This is a genomic window from Clostridium sp. JNZ X4-2 (assembly GCF_054889485.1).
In genome coordinates, this window is the sequence record NZ_CM142685.1 from 545,105 (window position 1) to 566,258 (window position 21,154).

The window sequence follows — 21,154 nt, forward strand, 5'->3', positions numbered from 1 at the left end:
TAGATGGAGTGAAGATAATGGAAAAACCAAATATTGTTACTGTGAAAGATCCCAAGGCTCCTATTGCAGAAGCTTACAGAACTTTGAGAACAAATATTCAATTTTCTTCTTTTGATAAAAAGATACAGTCCATAATGCTTACAAGTTCAGGGCCGGGAGAGGGAAAATCCACTACTTGTGCCAATCTGGCAGTGGTTATGGCGGAAACAGGTGCCAGGACCATACTTGTAGATTGTGATCAGAGAAAACCCAGCCTGCACAAAATATTTTTAACTTCCAATGAAAATGGACTTTCAAATGTGCTGGCAGGAAAAATCGAATTTCAAGAGGCTGTTAAAAAGGATGTAGTGGAAAATCTGGATCTTTTGACTTCCGGAACAAGACCTCCAAATCCATCGGAGCTTCTGGCATCTAAAAAAATGGAAAGTTTTTTACAGGGTTTGAAGGAGAAATATGAATACATAATATTGGACACACCTCCTGTAGTGGCAGTGACGGATGCCCAGCTTCTGTCCCGTTATGTGGATGGCTGTCTTCTTGTGATATCATCTTCACAGGTGGAAAAGGAAGCAGCTGTAAAGGCCAGGGATCTTCTTTCAAAGGTAGGGGCCAATATACTGGGAGCTGTGTTAAATAAGCTGGAAGTAAAGGAAAAGGGGTATTACGGATATTACTACCATTATTATTATGGAGATGACGGCAGTAAAATCAGAAAAAAGAAGAAAAAAAACAATTGAGTCCTGAAAAGGCATGAAGATTTTTAGTATGAGAATCATCTTTGTGCCTTTATTTTTTTGCAAAAAATCTTGCCTGTTTTTTAAAAAGGGCATATATACTGTGTGAAAGGAGCTGATGGATATGGCCGTAAAATCAACAATACTGCAGACTTCAGTGGTATTAAGCTATAAAGACGGTCTGGATGCACAGGGAAAAGAGATAATTAAAAAGCAGAGCTTTTCAAATGTGAAGATAAATGCCTCTGCCCAGGATATCTATGATGTTGCCAGGGAAATAGAAAAACTTCTTGGAAAGACTCTGGATGAACTTGTAAGGCATGATGAAAGCGGTATAACAAACGCTTAAACAATGAACAATTAGCAGTGTACAATGCACCATTGTGGAGGATTTTTTTACAAAAAATCTATAATATAGATTTTATGGAGCACAGCTGAAGAAAACCCTCCTTAACTGTGAATTGCCAATTGTGAACTGCCAAATGTTAATTGTGAATTATGAAATGTGAATTGAAAAAGGGGGTGATTGTTATGTCCAAGTCCCTGGTCATGAATTTTTTAACTGAAGAAGGGAAAAAGACTTCTATAAGAGTTGCCAATGTAAAAGAAAATATAACGGATCTGGAAGTGAAAACTGCCATGGAGGCAATTATTGCAAAAAATATATTCACTTCAAAAAGTGGTGATTTGAAATCTATAGACTCGGCTCATATACTGGAGAGCGAAACTACTGAACTTGAAGTGAAATAAACAGGGATAATAAGATGGATTTGGACTGTATGCTGCTGTCTAAATCCATCTGTTTTGTACAAATTACCCATATAATCACCAAAATCTGAATTTATAATACAATATTTAAGACAAGAAATATATACCTGGCAGAAATAGTTAAATTCAGGAAGACTAATGAAAAATTCACAGGCTGTCAAGTGATTCTTAGGTTTAGGATAAATTTAAGATTAGGGAGAGAATAATATGACTTATAAATTCAAACCCGATGCTTATATGGACAAGCATCCTGATGTTAAAGCCAATACAGACTATGATTCACTGAAAACACTTAAATTGGAAGAACTGCTGATAAAAGCTAAAAGTGGTGATAAAACTGCAGCAGGGGAAATTTGTGAAAGGTTTAATGGAATGATTGTAAATTCCGCCAGATCCTTTTATATAAATGGATATACCATGGAGGACATGATGCAGGAGGGAAGGGTTTCTCTTATAAGGGCCATTCAAAAGTATGACCTGGATTCCAGATATCCATTTGCATCCTATGCTGCAGGTGCCGTTAAAAAGAATTTTTACTGCAAAATAAGGGATAATGTTAAAAAATCAAGCTGCTGCAGTCTTCAGAGTATCAACAGCAAGGGCAATGAACTCATGGATATGATAGCCTCAGAGCAGGATATTGAGGAAGACCTTATAAAAAGGCAGGAGAAGATTAATCTCTGGAAGGCCCTAGGGAAACTTCCCCAAGAAGAGAGGAATATAATAATCTGGTATTATGTACAGGACAGAAGCTTAAAGGAATATGGAATAAAAAAAGGAATATCCTACAGAACAGCAGCTTACAGAAAGAGAAAGGCAATAGAGCATTTGAGAAATATAATGCGGTATGTGTAGATACAAGCAGTATATGTGCAACAATATAATATTCGCACCATGACCAGCCAGCCTGATACGTCCATGTGATGTGGAAGTATTGGGCTGGCTGTGTACATTAAGGATCATTTTCAAATCTCAATTTCTCAAAAAAATATTAATAAATTTAAAAAATGAGATATAAATATTTATATAAAAATTATAGGAAAAAATGTAGTAAAAAGTCGTAACTGTATTGGCATTAATTCATAAAGATTAAAATCTGCAGGAGTTCAATGATTTGCAGGAATACTTTATACAAATGCGGCCATTGCCAATAACAGCGCTCTTTTCCTGAAGAGAGTGATAAGCACTGCTGCGCACCTGGACGAGTTTTTTCAACCCTCAAGTAAGGGTATTTTTTAAGCAAACCTGCCTTAACCTGAGAATCACTGGATATAATATATATGTATTTTGACATATTGCGAGATATTATGGAAATTATGTATTTTCCAGATACCGTATATACAATTTTAAAAATATTTAATCTGAGTATAATTTGTATTTTAAAGAGAATTTATAATATTTTTTCAGGCTAAGGCTGTTTAATATGTAAATTTGTAGAGGGTTGTTCCATAATATTCATAGTGTTATAATGAAAATTGTAACGTTTATGTGAATTTTGTTGGTATAAAAGGTGGGGATATGATGACGGAGTTGGAGGATGAGATTGCTGGAATTTCCACAATGACTGAAATTGAGAATAAAAGTATTGAAATACCAGTGGAGAGTGAAAGCGAAAAGGAAGATCAATACGGCAAAAGCTTTAGTTATTATTTTGTAAAAAGAATGATAGACATCTTCTTTTCACTGGCAGGAATTATTGTATTATCTCCTATTATGATTGTAGTGGCAATTGCAATTAAAATGGATTCAAAAGGTCCGGCAGTATTTTCACAGAAAAGAGTAGGCTTAAATGGAAAACTGTTTAGAATGTATAAATTTAGATCCATGGTTGATGATGCAGAAGATCTTTTGGACAAGCTGAAAGATAGGAATGAAATGACAGGACCTATGTTTAAAATGAAAAAGGATCCGCGTGTTACAAAAGTTGGCAGGCTTATAAGAAAGACAAGCCTTGACGAACTTCCGCAATTATTCAATGTTATCAAAGGAGAAATGTCATTAGTAGGTCCAAGACCTAACCTTCCAAGAGAAATTATAAAATTTACAAGACGTCAGAGAATGAAATTACTGGTTAAACCGGGGCTCACCTGTTACTGGCAGGTAATGGGAAGAAGTAATATTGATTTTGAGGACTGGATGGAACTTGATTTAAAATACATAAAAGAAAGAAGTACAGCAGTTGATTTGAAGCTTATATTTAAAACCTTTAGAGTGTTTTTTGGTGATGATGGAGCTGAATGATATTTTATTAAATTTTAGAGTTTCTGGATTTTTGCAGAGATATTTTAAAACATATAGACAGGATGGTTGTTGATATGCTGTGTGCACTTATAATGGCAGGCGGGAAAGGTGAAAGATTCTGGCCGCTTTCAACAGATGAAAAACCAAAGCAGTTTTTAAAACTGTTAGGTAAAAAAACTATGATTCAAATGACTGTGGAAAGGCTCATGCCGCTCATATCTGCAGACAGAATATTTGTAGTCACTGCAAAGAAGTATGTGAAACTTGTAAAAGAACAGCTTCCATATTTGCCTCAAAATAATGTAATAGTGGAGCCTGTGGGAAGAAATACGGCACCCTGCATAGCACTTTCAGCTTTTTATATAAAGAGACAATATAATGATGCAACTATTGTGGTACTTCCTTCAGATCATCTGATAGTAGACGAAAATAATTTTAGAAGTACCGTAGTATTTGGATATGACTTTATAGAAAAAAACGAGGACGCAATAGTTACTCTGGGAATGAGACCTGACAGACCTGAAACAGGCTATGGGTATATAGAATATATTAATAATTTGAATAGAGATAGTGTTTTAAAAGACGAGGCTGCGGTTACAACAGAGGAAGGTTTCAATGTTTTTAAGGTTGAAAGATTTGTAGAAAAGCCAGATGCAGATACGGCAAAGAGATATGTTAAGAAAGGAAACTTCCTCTGGAACGGAGGAATGTTCCTATGGAAATGCAGTACAATATTAGAACTTACAAAAATATATCTTAGTAATACATACAGCATTTTAAAAGGAATATTTAAGGAAAATAATAAAAACTTCAGAAATTTACTTGAAGAAAAATATCCACAGGTGGACAATATTTCCGTAGATTACGGAATAATGGAAAAGTCTAAGAATATTTATGTTATTCCATCGGATTTTGGGTGGGACGATATAGGAACCTGGCATGCAGTTGAGAGGTACAGGAAAAAGGACTGTAATAATAATATATGTGTAGGTGATATAAAAAGCCTTAGAAGTAACAATAATATTGTGTATTCCAAGGATAAGCCTATTGTAGTGGTAGGGCTTGATGATGTATTTGTGGTGGAAAGCGATGATATTATATTTGTAGGGAAAAAAGAGGACATTGAGAGGATTAAAGAGATAAAGAAAAAAATTAATGACTAAGTAGGTATTATTTATGAATAAATTTAGAATGAAATTTCTTAATACATATATAGATAATGTTACATTTAATGAAGCATTGAGTGAAATAAATAGAATGATTAATACCAAAGGATATCATTATGTTGTTACTCCAAATGTTGATCATATAGTTAAATTAGAGAAAGATAATGAATTTAGAAAAGTATATGAAAATGCAGATTTAATTTTAACTGATGGAAAACCACTTATATGGATATCTAAAATTTTAAAAACTCCAATAAAAGAAAAAATATCAGGTTCAGATTTATTCCCTAAAGTTTGTGAATTAGCTGCTAAAAAACATTATACTGTATTTTTATTAGGAGCAGCACCGGGTGTAGCAAAAAAAGCTGCAGAAAATTTAATAATAAAATATAGAGGACTAGATGTTGTAGGAACTTTTTCACCGGATTATGGTTTTGAAAAAGATCCTAAGAAAATAAATGGAGTAATTGATATAGTAGATAACTGTAAACCAGATATTTTAGCAGTTGGTCTTGGGGCACCTAAGCAGGAAAAGTTCATATGTAAGTATAAAAACATTTTTAAGGTTCCATTATCTTTAGCTATAGGAGCATCCATAGATTTTGAGGCTGGAAATGTGAAAAGAGCACCTAAATGGATGCAAAGGTTTGGATTGGAATGGTTTTATAGATTTTTGAAAGAGCCTAAAAGAATGTTTAAGAGATATTTTGTTGATGATATAAAAGTTATTAAATTGGTATGTAAATATAGAAAATTAATATAAATAAAAATAATATTTAATAGGAGTTTTAAAGTGGAAAAAAGGAAGAATAACATTTTGTACTTTACAAGAACTATGAAATTAGGGGGAACGGAAAAAGTAATTTTACAGTTATGTGAAATCATGAAACCGGAAGTCGATAAAATTGTGGTTTGTTCCTGTGGAGGAGTAAATGTTGAAATGTTAAATAAAATGGGTATTAAGCATTATATTATTCCAGACATTGAAAAGAAAGATATTAAAACTATTCTGTCAGTTTTAAGAACAATATCTAGAATAATAAAAATTGAAAATATCAATATTGTTCATACCCACCACAGGATGGCAGCATTTTATACAAAAATTCTAAGTTTTACCCATAACTTTATTTTCATCCACAACAGTCATAATACTTTTTATAATAAAAAAATACTTACGAAATTTGCTTTGAAAAATGCACATATACTTGCTGTTGGAAATAAAGTTAAAGACAATCTTTGTGATTTTTATAGGATTCCTAAATTACATGTTACAGTTATTCATAATTCTGTAGAATCATTTGAAGGATTTATTCAACCGTTAGGAATATTGCAAAAATACAAAAATCAAGGCTATTTTTTAGTCGGAAATATTGGAAGATTATCTGAACAAAAAGGTATGCAATATTTTATAAAGGCTGTACCGTTAGTATTAAAAGAATGTGAGAAAACAAAATTTTTTATTATAGGTGATGGTGAAGAGAAAGAAAAGATTGAAAGACTCATACACGAACTTCATTTAGAGAATGATATTATTTTACTTGGGTATAGAAATGATGTACAAAATGTTATGAGTCAGTTAGATTTAATTGTTTTAAGTTCTCTTTGGGAGGGATTTCCGCTAACTCCAATAGAAGCTTTTTCAGTAGGAAAGACCATTGTTGCTACGTCAATTGAGGGGACAGATGAAATTATTAATGACGGTGTTAATGGAATCCTAGTAGAGACTAAAAAAAGTAATCAAATTGCAAATGCAATTATTAATATAATTCAAAATCCTAAAAAAAGGAGAATATTAGAAAAGAGTGCTTATGATACTTATATGTTAGAATTTAGTTATGAAGATTTTAAAAAAAAATATCTGAATTATTATAAGTGCTTTAATGATTAATGTTACTATCATTAATTAGATAGGAGACTAAAAATTGATAAGAGTTTTATTTTTTCATAATACAGCACCAAATTATAGGATACCTTTTTTTATAAAAGTATCAGAAAAATTAGATATAAAATTTGTTTTTACAGCGATGTATATTAATAAAAAAATATATGGTAATGATATAGATTATGAAAGCATGAGTAAATTAGATTATTTCATATTGTCTAAAGGAATTAAAGGTTTTGTTGAAATTTACAAGGAAGTTTGCTCCATGAAATTTAATGTTGTTGTAATTCCACCATTAGATTCAATTAATGAATATATAAAAGGTTTATTTATTTTCTGTTTATGTAAATATAAAAGAAAAAAGACAGTTTATTTCTGGGAAAAGTGGGAAGCACCTAAAAATAAACAACCTTTAAAACAACGTTTTAAAAATTGCTTAATGAGAAATACTGCAAAAGTAATTTTTAAAAGAGTAGATATGTGTTTATCCCCTGGAAGAAAGAACCGGGAATATTTTATTAAAGCTGGAGTAAAGAATGAAAATATTAGAGAAATTCACAATTCATCTGAAGTACCAAGATGTGATAGTTTTAATATAAAAAAGAAATTTCTTATACCACAAAATTGTAAAATTATTTTATACTATGGAAGAATAATAAGACAAAAAGGTCTTGATATACTTATTAGAGCGTATAGTCAATTACCTAAAGAAATTAAATTAAATACTTATTTACTTGTTATTGGAGATGGAGATTTTAAATTGGAATGTGAAGTCCTAGCAAATAAATTATGTATAGAAAATATTAAATTTATAGGTTATGTAAATCCTCAATATAGGTACATATACTTTTCACAATGTGATGTGTTCGTTCTCCCAGGATGGTTTTATAAAGGAAAAACCGATGTATGGGGTTTGACGATAAATGAAGCATTACAATGTGGAAAGGTTATTATTTCAACTAATGCTGTAGGAAGTGCATATGAACTTATTAATAATAATAATGGGTTAATGATTGAAGAAAATAACGTTAATTCATTAAAAAGTGCATTGATTAGTTTATATGATAATCCATTAGATCATAAAGCTGTCAAAGAAGCTGCTAAATTATTAAAAAAATATAATTATGAAACAATGGCAAGTGATTTTTACAGGGCAATAATAAAAGTAATTTTTGAGGATTAACCTAATATTACTATTGAACTTAGGGTTTTAGTATAGAAAATATATAAGTAATAATTTTGTCACAATATTGATCAATTTGTGAAGATTAAATAAGATAGTGTAAAGTGAGCTATGAAAAAATAGTTTTAAAAAAATATGCTCGTAATAGTTTAGAAAGTTAAAATTTTTTTTCTAAATAAGGGTTTAGCTGATTTAACCGCCACCCTTGACTGCATCACAAATAAATGCTCTGAAATTGGCACCGACGGCGAAGAAACTTAAAAACAGATAGATTTCATCACCGTCTTGTTTACAGCATTTTAGCATTTATTTGTAACGCCATCAAGGGCAAGCCCGAAGGGTGGCTAAGTTATCCTCCGGCTCAAAAATCTAAAAACAGATAGTAGTTAAGCCACTGAATTTTTCTGCATATTTAGAATGGTTTGTTGACCAAGATAAATAAGAAGCTGCCACTTGGCGGGCATATTGCCTGCATTAGTTAAAATGTCCAGCTCATTTAGTGGTTTCCAGTAATTATAAGGATGAGGACGTAGAAAGTTATAATAGGCAACCCAAAGAGAAACGCCATAAAGAGCACCATTTTCACTTCCATAACCACCAGTAACACGGTAGGAAGACTTGAAGGTGCGGTTAAGCCGTTCTACTACTTGCTTTACCCAACGGAATTCAGTGGATACAGCGTCATCATTAGTAAGTCCAATAACTTGAGTAACATCAAAATCCCAGCCATTCATGAGTTTGCATTGTTGGCTGGCAAGAGGGTAAGCGCTGTAACCATCTGCGATAAGCTTTAGGGCTTTATTAGGAAATTCCTTGAACTTTTCAAAAGCCATACGCATAGCTAGAATACAAGGCCCTACAGCACGAGTATCAGACACTTGGTAGCCAAGAATAGACTTTTTACAAGCATCCATGACAATCCAAACATAGTGTTTTATGCCTTTAACCTTTATATAAGTTTCATCAGCAGAAAGAATTTTAGATGGTTTATAGTCAAAAGTATCCGTAAAAGGTTTAATAACTGCGGCAGCAGTCATAGCATAATTAGCAATCATTGTATGTGAAATCTTTATGCCATGTACTTCTGATAAAGCATGAGCAGTTTGCCTGGTAGATAATTTAAGATTTACGTGATAAGTAAGGCATAATCCCATGATATAGGCATTGAACTTCTTATACTTAAAGTTAATAGCATTTTTAGGAAGTCCATGTAAGTCCATCTTAAAAAAATTTACTGTGAATTCACGATAAATATAGTGAAGCTTGTACTTGTGTTTATCAGCAGCATTTAAGTTTTTAGGCAGTTTAGCAAGGTTACTGAGATAGTAAGAGCACTTTGGATTAACACATTTATGTATGCGAAAATGCTTTCGATCTTTTTTTGACGAAAGAGTTTGTCCACAATAGGGGCACACAAACACTATAGGTTTTGCAGCATAATTGCTTTCGTTGAAATTTTGGCCACAAACCTTACACTGAAACTGACCTCTATTACCGTTGTTATCGTAGATATACTGGTGTGGTGCACCACACTTGGGACATACAATATTTTCAGGGATAGACTTTCCATTGCGTCTTTTTACAGGCTTAATTAGTTTATTATATTTATGTTTATAGTAGGCCAAAAGAAGTTGATAATCTACCTTCTCGAAACGAAGGATTTTAGGGAGTTTATCCACTTTGAATTTTTGATATTCAGGACTATGTGAATCCTCAAAAGCCCACTGCTTAAGAGGAATGTATTTAGCAATAAATAAAAGTAATTGAGAAATTAATTTTAAAAGATATTGATTATATAAGAACAAATAAGTTATAATTGAATCCAAGACAATGACACCCTTTCATGTGATTTTTGTTTGGTTGGATATTCAATTATAACATGAAATTAGGGGGTCATTGTTTTTTTATTTAAAAAAACTCTGTAGCCCTTGGTATATAAAGAAAATTTTAAAAAAATAGTGTAAAAAACTTTACACTAACTTAAATAATGAAATGGAGTATATATGAAAAGTATAACAGTATTTATTGCATCTCTCGGAGGAGGTGGTGCTGAGAATGTATGTAAAAATGTATTAAATTACTTAGCAAAAAATAATATAAAAGTTACATTGGTATTGAATAATTGCAGAAATGAAATTTATCTTAATGATATTGATGATAGAGTTGAGATTAAAGTTTTAAATGCATCTTCTATGAAAAAATTACCCCTAAAAATGATATCATTTATAAAAAATAATAATATTAAAACTGTACTAGTGTTTAGCTATGAAATTTCATTAATATTGTTATTTATTAAAAAACTTTACCATAAAAAGTTTAGAATTTTTAGTAGATGTATTAATACTATCACATATGAGAGAAAATATGAAAAAAATTTTTTTAGAAAATATATAGTGCATACTTTAATTAAGTTTTTTTATCATAATGTTGATTATATAATTGCACAATCAAATAAAATGGCAGAGGATTTGAAAAATAATTATTACGTTAAAGAATCACAAATTACTGTAATTAATAATCCACTATCTCAGCAGTATGAAGAAGAATTAGAATATAATTGGGAAATTAAAAAAGAAAATTACATTTTATTTATTGGACGATTAGAAAAACAAAAAGGAATATATATGTTACTTGATGCTTTTAATATGCTAAAAAATGATAAAATAAAACTTGTTATAGTAGGAGAAGGATCTGAAAAAAATAACATCAAAAAAAAGGTTGAATTATTAGGGTTATCTAATCGAGTGCAATTTATTGATTTTACAAAAAGTACTATTGATTATTATCGCAAGGCAAGGGTAACTGTATTAAGCTCTTATTTTGAGGGATTCCCTAATGTTATTATTGAATCATTAGCTTGTGGTACTCCAGTTGTTTCATATGATTGTCCTTCTGGGCCAAGTGAAATAATACAAAATAAAATAAATGGCTATTTAGTTAAATATTTAGATGTCAATGATTTAGCGAAAAAGATAGATAAATCATTAGTTAGACAATGGCAAACAAAATTAATTAAAAATACTGCTATGAAATATAAATGTGAAGTTATAATGAAAAAATATATAAGAAAAATTTTTGGTAACTAACAAACAAGGAGAAAAAATGTTTACTTTTTTTAATTTACTTTTTGAATTTGTAATATTCAGTAATTGTATATTGAGAATTTTTCCTTATTTCACCTATTTTGACGAGATACTTTTTATATTATTAATGATAATTGTGATTATTAAGATAATGAAAAATTTGAATAGAGAGCTTAAAATTAGAATAAAAGAACTAGTGATAATATTGTCAACTTTCTTCTTAGTTACTATAGGAATTGTTTTTGCATTAAAATCAAAAATTCAGATGAATAAATTTGCAATATTTACAAATGGATTTAATTATATAAAAATATTAGTATGTTTTTTATTAATAATTAGAGCAACTAAAGATATAAATAAGGCTAATTTAATAAAAAAAGTATCAAAGCGTGCGGCAATTTATTTAAATATAATTTTTATATTTATGTGGGTTAATATTTTTTGTCAAAATTCTATTTTTACTACAGGAGAATATAGATATGGCATAAGAGATTACAAGTTCTTATTTACTCACCCAACATATATGGTTGCTTCAATTTGTATTTTGTTGGCAGTAATACAGGCTAGTAACTTAAAGAAGAAACCTCTATTAATTGGAGAGAGTTTATGCATTATAGCTGCTTCGTTAAGAAGTAAGGCATTCCTTTTTATAGTATTTTTTCTACTAATTAATTTATTATTAAAGTATAAAAATAAAATTAGAGTGTGGCATGCAATTGTTATTTTAACCATATTGATTATTGCTATATATAAAAAAGCAAATTTTTATATACAATATGGTTATTTAGCTGCAAGGTCTGCCTTAATTCTTATGGGAATAGATCTAGCAAATAATTATTTTCCATTTGGCATAGGATTTGGTGCATTTTCAGGAAAATATTATACGTCAATTTATAGTTTTTATAATGTTGATCATATTCAGGGTCTAAGTGTAGACCAATACAATTATTCAGGAGATATGTTTTGGCCAGTACTTCTTGGAGAAGTGGGCTATATTGGATTAGCTTTTTATTTGGTAGCATTTATAACAATATTAATGATGACTTTAAAACAATATAAGTATAATAAAAATAGTTATCGTGCGTGTATATATTTAATTGGATATTTGTTAATTGCTAGTGCTGCTGAATCGATACTTGGAGATGTACCGGGTATGATGTATATTATTACTATGAATTTATATTTAGGACAAGCAAGTAATTTGTTTATAAAAAAATAGAAGTTGGTGGAAAACATATCATAATGTTAGTATAAATACAAAATAATAGATCTATTAAAAATATATAATAAAATTAAAAAAATGAAATGTCTACAAAAACATCTAAAAGTTATATGAATGGATATAAGAATACTATTATTGTATTTTATAATGATTCCACAAATTAAGATGGTGATAGGATGATATTTGTCTTGAAACTATATAAATTTCATTAGCAAATAGCTAGCTATAGGTGTTTAAAATTCTCCAAAATTCACATACTAGAAGAAATACAATTTTGGAAATGATGATATGGGTAAAAAGCTTGAAGTTAATACTAAATATGCTTCTTATGATATCTATATAGCCCCTTAATAGAATTGGAGAAAAAGTGTTTAAGATGTAAAATAAGAATAAGGGGTTGAATTGATATGAGAAAATCCAAATATGATGATAGCTTTAAAGAAGAAATTTTAAATGAATGCAGGGAAGTTGGAAATGCTTCTATAGTTGCAAGACACCATGATATCTCAAGAGATACTGTCTATGGATGGGTGAAGGCCAGCAAGAAGAGAGGATCAGTAAGTCCACTTCCAAGAAACAAAGACAGCAGGTTGAAAGAAATTGAAAACAGGCTGAAATCCATAAGTACTGAAAATGATAGATTAAAAAAGATTGTTGCGGATAAAGAACTTGAACTTTCGATTCTAAGGGAACTCAGGAGTAAATCAAACCCCAGGTAACCGACAGGGTTTCTATAGCAAAAAAGTGGATAGATGCTGGATATAAAGCAGCCAGAGTCCTTTACTTTGTCGGTTTATCACAGTCCACTTACTATGAATTTATAAAGAGAGAAGACAAGGGATTAAATAAGAGTGATATCCATAAACCTTCAGGAAGACCAGTTCTAGGTTACTCCTATAACAATATCGGTGAGAAAATATCTGATTACCAGATAAAAAAATGGCTCTGTGATTCAATTTGCGGGGATGGATTTCCCTATGAATATAAGAAAGTAACTGTATGCCTGAGAGAAGAGCACAATCTAACTATAAATTCCAAAAAAGTATACAAGCTTTGCCATGAACTTGATATATTAAGACCTCAGAGAGTTGTTTCACAGAGACACCCAAGGCACCTAGCAAGGAGAGAAAATGTTTCAGCTCCAAATGAGCTGTGGGAAATGGATATAAAATATGGTTATATATACGGACAAGATAAATTTTTCTTTCAGCTGACTATCATAGATGTATTTGATAGAACTGCTGTAGACTATTATTTAGGACTTTCCTGTACTGCTGAAAATGCCTGTAATGTACTTAAAAACAGTCTTGAAAAGCGCGGACTTTCAGGAACTAAAAATCTACCTAAAATTAGGACAGATAACGGTCCACAGTTTATAGCACACAAGTTTGAAGAATTATGTGATGCACTAGAAATTATACACCAGAGAATACCCGTTAAGACTCCAAATATGAATGCACACATAGAATCTTTCCATTCAATTTTAGAAGATGAATGTTACAGCAGGAACGAGTTCCATAGTTTTAAGGAAGCTTATACTTGTATTGGACAATACATGGATTATTATAATACCTGACGTATACACGGCAGTATTAAATATATGGCACCTGTTAAATTTTACGAGGCATGATGTTAGTATAAAAGTGTAGACACAAAGAAATAGATTTACTAAAGATCTATAATAAAATTAAGAAGGGAAAGTGTCTACAAGTGGGAAAAGCATTTAAAAGATATACGGATGAATATAAAAATACTATTGTTGAATTATTTAATAGAGGAAAGACGTATAGTGAACTTAACAGCGAATATGGAATACCTAAAACGACAATGAGGCAGTGGGTGCTTAAGGATAAAAACAAAAAAAATGGTACAGAAGCCAAAGAAGAAAATATCAAGGAAGTTCTCAAAAAAAATGCCATACTCCAGGAAGAAAATGAAATATTAAAAAAAGCTTTATCCATATTCGCAAAGGAAAAATAAAAGATATCTATAAGTTCATTGATGAAAACAAGCATTGTTACTGTAAAAAGATCAAAAAATATTTTGGAATAAAAACCATGTGTAGGGTGTTGGGTATAAGCAGAGCCGCCTATTACAGACATTTAAACAGGAAACCATCCAAGTGGGAACGTGAAGATAAAATTTTAGATAAAATGATATATAAAGAATACAAGGATTCAAAATGCAGGTATGGTGCTGTTAAAATATTAAGACAGCTTATGAAAAAGGGATTTAAACCAAGTTTGAAACGGGTTCAGAGACGGATGAAAAAATTGAGTATAAAATCAATTATAGTAAAAAAGTGGAGGCCATACTGTAGTAATAAGGTCAATGCTGCTGGTAAAGAAAATCTTATTGAGGAAGATTTTTCAGCAGATACAATCAATAAAAAATGGCTTACAGACATAACATACATATATACTTTAAAAGACAGGTGGTGCTACCTGGCATCTGTTTTTGACTGCTGCAGTGCAAAAATAGTTGGATGGCATATTTCAAAGGACATGAATGCTGATACAGCATTAAGAGCTATAAAGAATGCCATAGAAATTCAAAAACCTGATTTTAAATCACTAATACTTCACAGCGATTTAGGCTCACAATATACAAGCAATGTAGTTGAAGAATACCTTAAAAGCAAGGGTATAAAACATTCTTACAGTAAAAAGGGATACCCTTATGACAATGCACCGATGGAATCATTTCATGCTTCACTTAAGAAAGAGGAACCAAGGATGAACAAATATATTGATCTCGAAGATGCAAAGATATCAATATTTGAATATATTGAAGGCTGGTACAACAGGAAAAGAATACACAGCAGGATTGGATATATTACTCCACAGGAATGTGAAGATATTGAAAGAAAGAAATCAGCTGCCTGATAAAAGAATCAATTATAGCAGTTAAATTTTCAATCAGCCTTAAGGATAAATATATTCGATCTAAATATATGTCAAGGACAAGCTGTGAGCTTGCTCTGTATATCCTTGATATATATTTGGATTGAATTAAAATAGTTAAAGGCTATTTGAAAATTAAAATATATTCAGTTCAAAAGTTCAAAAAATGTGTCTACTTTATTGACATAGATCCATGCTCTGAGCTTAATGCAATAGAGCATTTGTGGAAAAACGTACGTACAACTGTTACCCACAATACTCTTTTTGACAAATTTACGGAATTACTAAATTAGGTAGATTCTTATCTTAACTCACTGAAAGAAGATAAAGGGAAGTTGCGTAAATTATGCGCATATATACATTAGCTCTTCCCCCTGCTGGAAGTTAGCTACCTGGTATTGTAAATTATATAGCCAATTATAGATAGGAGAAACTTTAATCATGAATAATATTAAACTAAAAATTCACAAATTAATTTCATATTTATGGCATAAACGTTATATACAAGTTTTTATATCGTCATCTGTATACCTTTCGTTAGTTTATAAAAAAAAGATAGGTAAAAAACTCAACTTGAATGATCCAAAAACCTTTAACGAAAAGCTTCAATGGTTAAAGTTATATAACCATAATCCTTTATATACTAATTTAGTGGATAAGTATGAAGTGCGAAAGTATATAACTCAAACATTAGGAAAAGAATACCTTATTCCATTAATAGGGGTATGGAATGAGTTTGAAGATATTGATTTTTCTAAATTGCCTAATCAGTTTGTACTAAAATGTACTCATGACTCTGGGGGACTTGTAATCTGTAAAGATAAAAACAAATTAAATATTAAAGTAGCTAAAAATAAAATAAATAAGTCTTTAAAAAAAAATTATTATTATGAGTGGAGAGAATGGCCGTATAAGAATGTGAAACCAAGAATTATATGTGAAAAGTATATGGTAGATGAATCCGGCACTGAGCTTAAAGATTATAAATTTATGTGCTTTAATGGTAAACCAAAGGTATTATTTGTTGCAACAGATAGAGGTATTGATACAAGATTTGACTTTTACGATATGAAGTTTCAGCATCTTCAACTTATGCAGCATTATAAAAATGGAGTAAAAAGAATTGTTAAGCCAAAAAGATTTGATGAAATGATTAAGATAGCAACAAAATTGTCACAAAATATTCCTTATGTGCGTGTAGATCTTTATAATGCAAATGATAGAGTTTATTTTGGAGAATTAACTTTTTATCATTTTAGTGGAATGGAAAAGTTTGATCCTGAAAAATATGATGAGATTTTTGGTAGTTGGTTGCAATTACCTAATAAATAATTAAATGAATTTTAAGAAAACATATACTAAATTAATTATTAATTAGACATAAAGTTTTGTTGAATTTAAAGTGTTTGAATTGCATTTAGTTAACATAAGAGGAGAAAAGTATATTGAGAAAAGATAATATTGGAAGTAAATTTTTAAATGCAACTAAATGGTCAACGGTTACAGAAATAGTTGCAAAAATAGTAACTCCTATTACAAATATGGTTTTAGCTAGAATTATATCACCAGAAGCTTTTGGTGTAATAGCTACTGTAACTATGATCATGAGTTTTGCAGATATGTTTGCTGATGCAGGATTTGAAAAGTATTTAGTACAGCATGAATTTAAAAATGAAGATGAAAAGTTTAAAAGTGCCAACGTAGCTTTTTGGACTAATTTTGGAGTATCAATTTTTTTATGGATAGTTATTATAGTATTTCGTAGACAAATTGCGTTATCAGTAGGTAACCCTGGATTAGGAAATGTTATTGCAATTGCATGTGCTCAGTTGTTACTGACATCTTTTTCAAGTATACAAATGGCACTGTATAGACGTGACTTTGATTTTAAAACTCTTTTTTTAGTTCGAATAGTAGGGGTTTGCATACCTTTTGGTATAACAATACCATTAGCTTTCTTAGGACTAAGCTATTGGTCACTTATTATTGGAACTATGGTTATGCAATTTTCAAATGCAATTATATTAACTATTAAATCTGAGTGGAAGCCGTATTTATTTTATAAAATGGAAATATTGAAAAAAATGTTGTCATTTAGTATTTGGTCATTATTAGAAGCCATATCAATTTGGTTCACTACATGGGTGGATGTGTTTATTATTGGGAACTTTTTAAATCCGTATTATTTAGGAATATATAAGACATCAACTACCATGGTAAATGCACTCATGTCAGTAATAACTGCATCAATAGTACCTGCACTGTTTTCAGCATTATCACGTTTACAAGATGATAATGAAAAATTTAACAGTATGTATTTAGCTACACAAAGACTTATTTCTGTTTTTATATTTCCACTTGGTATAGGAGTATATTTATATAGTGATTTAGCCACTAAAATAATGCTAGGAGATAAATGGAAAGGAGCTAGTAATGTAATAGGTGTGTGGGCTTTAACTAGTTCTATAATGATAGTTTTTGGATATTTCAATAGTGAGTTATATAGGGCTAAAGGCAGGCCTAAGTTATCATTTTTAGCTCAGTTATTGCATTTAGTTGTTCTTGTGCCTGTTTGCATAATAAGTTCAAAATATGGATTCTGGTCATTGGTTTATGCAAGAGCTTGGATACGTATGGAGTTTGTATTAGTTCATTTTATTATAATGAAGTTTACGATTAGATTTCCAGTAAATAAAACATTTAAAAATGTTATGCCAACGGCAATTTCAGCATTTGTTATGGGAGCATTGGGTTATTTATTACAAAAAATAAGTAGAAACTTATGGTGGAGCTTTATATCAATTATAATATGCTGTTTATTTTATTTTGCAAATTTATATTTATTCCCTGATATGCGTAAAGATATAAATGGAATAATAGAAAGATTAAAATATAAACTAATGGGAAAGAAGCATACTGAGCCTTGTGATTAATATTAGGTTGAATAATTAAATCTCATGTGTAATTAATAAATATTAAAATTTTTGACTAAAGGAAGGTAATAACTATGTATAAAATAGCGGTAGCAGGTACAGGTTATGTGGGACTTGTAGCAGGTGTATGTTTCGCAGAGGTTGGTCACCAGGTTACCTGTGTGGATATTGATGAAAATAAAATAAAAATGATGGAGCAGGGAGTCTCTCCAATTTATGAGGCGGATTTGGAAGAACTTATGAAGAAAAATTATGCAGAAGGCAGGCTTAATTATACAACTGACTATGAATCCGTTTATAGGGATGCAGATGCCATTTTTATTGGTGTGGGAACTCCCGAACAGCCGGATGGCTCTGCGAATCTCAGCTACATAGCTACAGTTGCAAGACAGATAGCTGAAACTGTAGAAAAGGATTGCCTTGTAGTGGTAAAATCCACAGTACCTGTTGGCACTAATGACAAGGTAGAGCAGTTTATAAAGGATTTTCTGCCCCATGATGGTGAAATATGTGTTGGAAATGGTACAGGCTGTAATAGAAAAATAAGAGTGGAAGTGGCCTCTAATCCTGAATTTTTGGCACAGGGTTCAGCAGTGCATGATACTCTCCATGCAGCAAGAATCATAATAGGCACTGAAAGCAAATGGGCAGAAAAAATACTTATGGATATCTATAAACCTTTTAATCTTCCCATAGTATCTGTCAGCAGAAGGTCTGCTGAAATGATAAAATATGCATCAAATGATTTTCTTGCACTTAAAATATCTTACATGAATGATATTGCCAACCTTTGTGAAAGAGTGGGAGCCAATATTCAGGATGTAGCTAAAGGCATGAGTTTTGATGAGCGCATTGGCAGAAAATTTTTAAATGCAGGAATTGGTTATGGGGGTTCCTGTTTCCCTAAGGATACAAAGGCCCTTGAGCATCTGGCAATACAAAATGGATATGAGCTTAGAACTGTGAAAGCGGCTATTGATGTGAATAAAGCTCAAAAGATTATGTTATATAAAAAAGCCTGCAGACGTCTTATCACTTTTAATGGACTTAAGGTGGCAGTCCTTGGACTTACCTTTAAACCTGGAACGGATGATTTGAGGGAAGCACCTTCACTTGACAATGTACCTTTATTGTTGGAGCATGGAGCTCAGGTTTATGCTTATGATCCTGTAGGCAGAGAAAATTTCAAAAGAAGATTTCCAGAAGGTAAAATTGGACAAGGCATTATAAGATACGTTAAAAATATTGAGGAAGCTTTAAAGGATGCCAATGTATGTTTTATTTTTACTGAATGGGGTGAGATTAAAGCAGTTAAACCTCAAGATTATAAAAAGCTTATGAGGACACCTTTAGTATATGATGGAAGAAATTTATATGATATTGGAGAAATGAGAAGATCAGCAGTAGAGTATTATTCTATCGGAAGGCCATTTGTTAAAATTCCTGAAGTTGTTTCTGAAGCTGCAGTAACAGAAGATTAAGGGTTTTGTTATTTTACAATACTCAAGGAATGAAGACACTTATTTTTAAGGAGGTAAACAATTGAAGTATAGATCTTTAGATACAAATAAAACATATCTTATTACAGGCGCAGCAGGTTTTATTGGATCTTATCTGTCTAAAAAGTTATTGGAAAATGGATGCACTGTAATTGGAATTGACAATATAAATGATTATTATGATGTGAATCTTAAATATGCCAGGTTGGAGAAACTTAATCCCTTTCATAAATTTACTTTTATAAAAGGGGATATTTCAGACAAGTTTATGGTTCTGAAAACATTTAAGGAATATAAACCCCAGGTAGTTGTAAATCTGGCTGCCCAGGCTGGAGTAAGATATTCCATAGAAAATCCCGATGTATATATACAGAGTAATATTGTTGGATTTTTTAATATACTTGAAGCATGCAGATATAACCCTGTAGATCATCTCGTATATGCATCCTCAAGTTCTATATATGGGTCAAATAAAAAAGTACCTTTTGGGGAATCGGATTTTGTAGATCACCCAGTATCTCTTTATGCAGCTACTAAAAAATCCAATGAATTGATGGCCTACACTTACAGTCATTTATACAAAATTCCTTCCACAGGCTTGAGATTTTTCACAGTCTATGGTCCCATGGGAAGACCTGATATGGCTTATTTTGGATTTACCAATAAATATTTTGCAGGGGAACCTATCAAGATATTCAACAATGGTGATTTTGAACATGATTTGTATAGGGATTTTACATACATAGATGATATTGTAGAGGGAATTTCAAGACTTCTTGACAATCCCCCTGAAGGTGAAGAACCCAGCAGGGTTTTCAATATAGGCAATAACAAGCCTCAAAAGTTGATGGTGTTTATAGAAACACTGGAAAAAGCCTTGAGTAATGCACTTGGGGAAAAAGTAGTATTTGATAAAATTTTTGAGCCGATGAAACCAGGTGATGTACCTGTAACCTATGCTTCTACTGAATTGCTTCAAAAGGCTGTGAATTTTAAGCCGTCTACTACTATAGCGGAGGGATTGCAGAAATTCGCTGACTGGTATGTAGAATATTATAAAAAGAAAGATATTTAAATAGAGTACATTAGGTCTTTGGGTATATTAAGTGAAAAGTTTATAAAAAAGTGATATATCTGGAATTGCTTATATGAAATTCATATGGGCCGAGATATAAAAATATCAATTTTTGAATATGTTGGAAGCTGGTATAACAGGAAAAGAATACATAGCCGAATCGAATATACAAAAGAAACTCAGATAAATTTCCAATTAATCTTTGGGCAAAACAATATTAATTCTAAATACATGTCAAGGACAAGCCAAATGATTTGCTCCGTGTATCTCTGATATATATTTAAAATGAATTAAAATAAAATCAGTTTAAAAATCCAAAAAATGTGTCTACATTACTAACACAGATTCTTTTAACATTTAGGCAAAGTTCAGGTGAGATGATTAATGAAATAATGGAAAGATTCTTGTGCCTAATATTTTATTAATCCCTTATTTGTATTCATTTAAGTTCCTGAATGCTAAATA

General features: G+C 31.0%; 18 protein-coding genes and 1 pseudogene. 18 read left to right on the forward strand and 1 reads right to left on the reverse strand.

All coding sequences use genetic code 11. The annotated features are described in order from the left end of the window. The first annotated feature begins 17 nt into the window (after window positions 1–17). The 9 genes from ACYUJ6_RS02705 to ACYUJ6_RS02745 all read left to right on the forward strand — a co-directional run bounded on the left by ACYUJ6_RS02705 (window position 18) and on the right by ACYUJ6_RS02745 (window position 7,974). Window positions 18–737 carry a CpsD/CapB family tyrosine-protein kinase gene (locus ACYUJ6_RS02705; RefSeq protein ID WP_461844346.1) on the forward strand — a complete coding sequence of 240 codons (720 nt, stop codon included), beginning with the start codon at window positions 18–20 and terminating at the stop codon, window positions 735–737. Window positions 738–858: 121 nt separating this feature from the next. Then, a complete protein-coding gene (locus ACYUJ6_RS02710; RefSeq protein WP_461844347.1) occupies window positions 859–1,083 on the forward strand; it encodes a DUF1659 domain-containing protein in 225 nt (74 codons plus the stop codon). 182 nt (window positions 1,084–1,265) lie between these two features. Then, window positions 1,266–1,484: a DUF2922 domain-containing protein gene (locus tag ACYUJ6_RS02715; RefSeq protein ID WP_461844348.1), complete on the forward strand. Its 219-nt coding sequence runs from the start codon at window positions 1,266–1,268 to the stop codon at window positions 1,482–1,484. A 225-nt stretch (window positions 1,485–1,709) separates the two neighbouring features. After that, window positions 1,710–2,357, forward strand: a complete 648-nt coding sequence (locus tag ACYUJ6_RS02720; protein ID WP_461844349.1) for a sigma-70 family RNA polymerase sigma factor — start codon at window positions 1,710–1,712, stop codon at window positions 2,355–2,357. 705 nt (window positions 2,358–3,062) lie between these two features. Then, window positions 3,063–3,743, forward strand: coding sequence for a sugar transferase (locus ACYUJ6_RS02725; RefSeq protein ID WP_461845417.1), 681 nt, complete (start codon window positions 3,063–3,065; stop codon window positions 3,741–3,743). Between the two features lie 74 nt (window positions 3,744–3,817). Further along, window positions 3,818–4,906: a mannose-1-phosphate guanylyltransferase gene (locus tag ACYUJ6_RS02730; RefSeq protein ID WP_461844350.1), complete on the forward strand. Its 1,089-nt coding sequence runs from the start codon at window positions 3,818–3,820 to the stop codon at window positions 4,904–4,906. Window positions 4,907–4,919: 13 nt separating this feature from the next. Further along, window positions 4,920–5,672 carry a WecB/TagA/CpsF family glycosyltransferase gene (locus tag ACYUJ6_RS02735; protein WP_461844351.1) on the forward strand — a complete coding sequence of 251 codons (753 nt, stop codon included), beginning with the start codon at window positions 4,920–4,922 and terminating at the stop codon, window positions 5,670–5,672. Between the two features lie 30 nt (window positions 5,673–5,702). After that, a complete protein-coding gene (locus ACYUJ6_RS02740) occupies window positions 5,703–6,797 on the forward strand; it encodes a glycosyltransferase (RefSeq protein ID WP_461844352.1) in 1,095 nt (364 codons plus the stop codon). Between the two features lie 34 nt (window positions 6,798–6,831). Then, window positions 6,832–7,974, forward strand: a complete 1,143-nt coding sequence (locus ACYUJ6_RS02745) for a glycosyltransferase family 4 protein (RefSeq protein WP_461844353.1) — start codon at window positions 6,832–6,834, stop codon at window positions 7,972–7,974. A 386-nt stretch (window positions 7,975–8,360) separates the two neighbouring features. Here ACYUJ6_RS02745 and ACYUJ6_RS02750 read toward each other — a convergent pair whose 3' ends face one another. Further along, entirely contained in the window at window positions 8,361–9,800 is a 1,440-nt protein-coding gene (locus ACYUJ6_RS02750) for an IS6 family transposase (RefSeq protein ID WP_461844354.1), read from the reverse strand. 177 nt (window positions 9,801–9,977) lie between these two features. Between ACYUJ6_RS02750 and ACYUJ6_RS02755 the strand changes: the two genes are divergently transcribed. The 9 genes and pseudogenes from ACYUJ6_RS02755 (at window position 9,978) to ACYUJ6_RS02795 (ending at window position 20,689) form a co-directional block, all read left to right on the forward strand. Continuing rightward, window positions 9,978–11,060, forward strand: a complete 1,083-nt coding sequence (locus ACYUJ6_RS02755) for a glycosyltransferase (RefSeq protein WP_461844355.1) — start codon at window positions 9,978–9,980, stop codon at window positions 11,058–11,060. 16 nt (window positions 11,061–11,076) lie between these two features. Then, complete coding sequence (locus tag ACYUJ6_RS02760) at window positions 11,077–12,276, forward strand: hypothetical protein (RefSeq protein WP_461844356.1); 1,200 nt, start codon at window positions 11,077–11,079, stop codon at window positions 12,274–12,276. A gap of 410 nt (window positions 12,277–12,686) precedes the next feature. Continuing rightward, window positions 12,687–13,852: pseudogene (locus tag ACYUJ6_RS02765) on the forward strand (IS3 family transposase); the annotation flags it as partial. A 137-nt stretch (window positions 13,853–13,989) separates the two neighbouring features. Next, window positions 13,990–14,259: a transposase gene (locus ACYUJ6_RS02770; protein WP_461844357.1), complete on the forward strand. Its 270-nt coding sequence runs from the start codon at window positions 13,990–13,992 to the stop codon at window positions 14,257–14,259. A 17-nt stretch (window positions 14,260–14,276) separates the two neighbouring features. Continuing rightward, a complete protein-coding gene (locus tag ACYUJ6_RS02775; RefSeq protein ID WP_461845418.1) occupies window positions 14,277–15,164 on the forward strand; it encodes an IS3 family transposase in 888 nt (295 codons plus the stop codon). 459 nt (window positions 15,165–15,623) lie between these two features. Further along, complete coding sequence (locus ACYUJ6_RS02780; RefSeq protein WP_461844358.1) at window positions 15,624–16,514, forward strand: ATP-grasp fold amidoligase family protein; 891 nt, start codon at window positions 15,624–15,626, stop codon at window positions 16,512–16,514. 113 nt (window positions 16,515–16,627) lie between these two features. Next, entirely contained in the window at window positions 16,628–18,115 is a 1,488-nt protein-coding gene (locus ACYUJ6_RS02785; protein WP_461844359.1) for a lipopolysaccharide biosynthesis protein, read from the forward strand. A gap of 74 nt (window positions 18,116–18,189) precedes the next feature. Next, on the forward strand, window positions 18,190–19,596 hold the full coding sequence (locus ACYUJ6_RS02790; RefSeq protein WP_461844360.1) for a UDP-glucose dehydrogenase family protein: 1,407 nt from the start codon (window positions 18,190–18,192) through the stop codon (window positions 19,594–19,596). A 61-nt stretch (window positions 19,597–19,657) separates the two neighbouring features. Continuing rightward, window positions 19,658–20,689, forward strand: a complete 1,032-nt coding sequence (locus ACYUJ6_RS02795) for an NAD-dependent epimerase/dehydratase family protein (protein WP_461844361.1) — start codon at window positions 19,658–19,660, stop codon at window positions 20,687–20,689. Window positions 20,690–21,154: the final 465 nt, after the last annotated feature.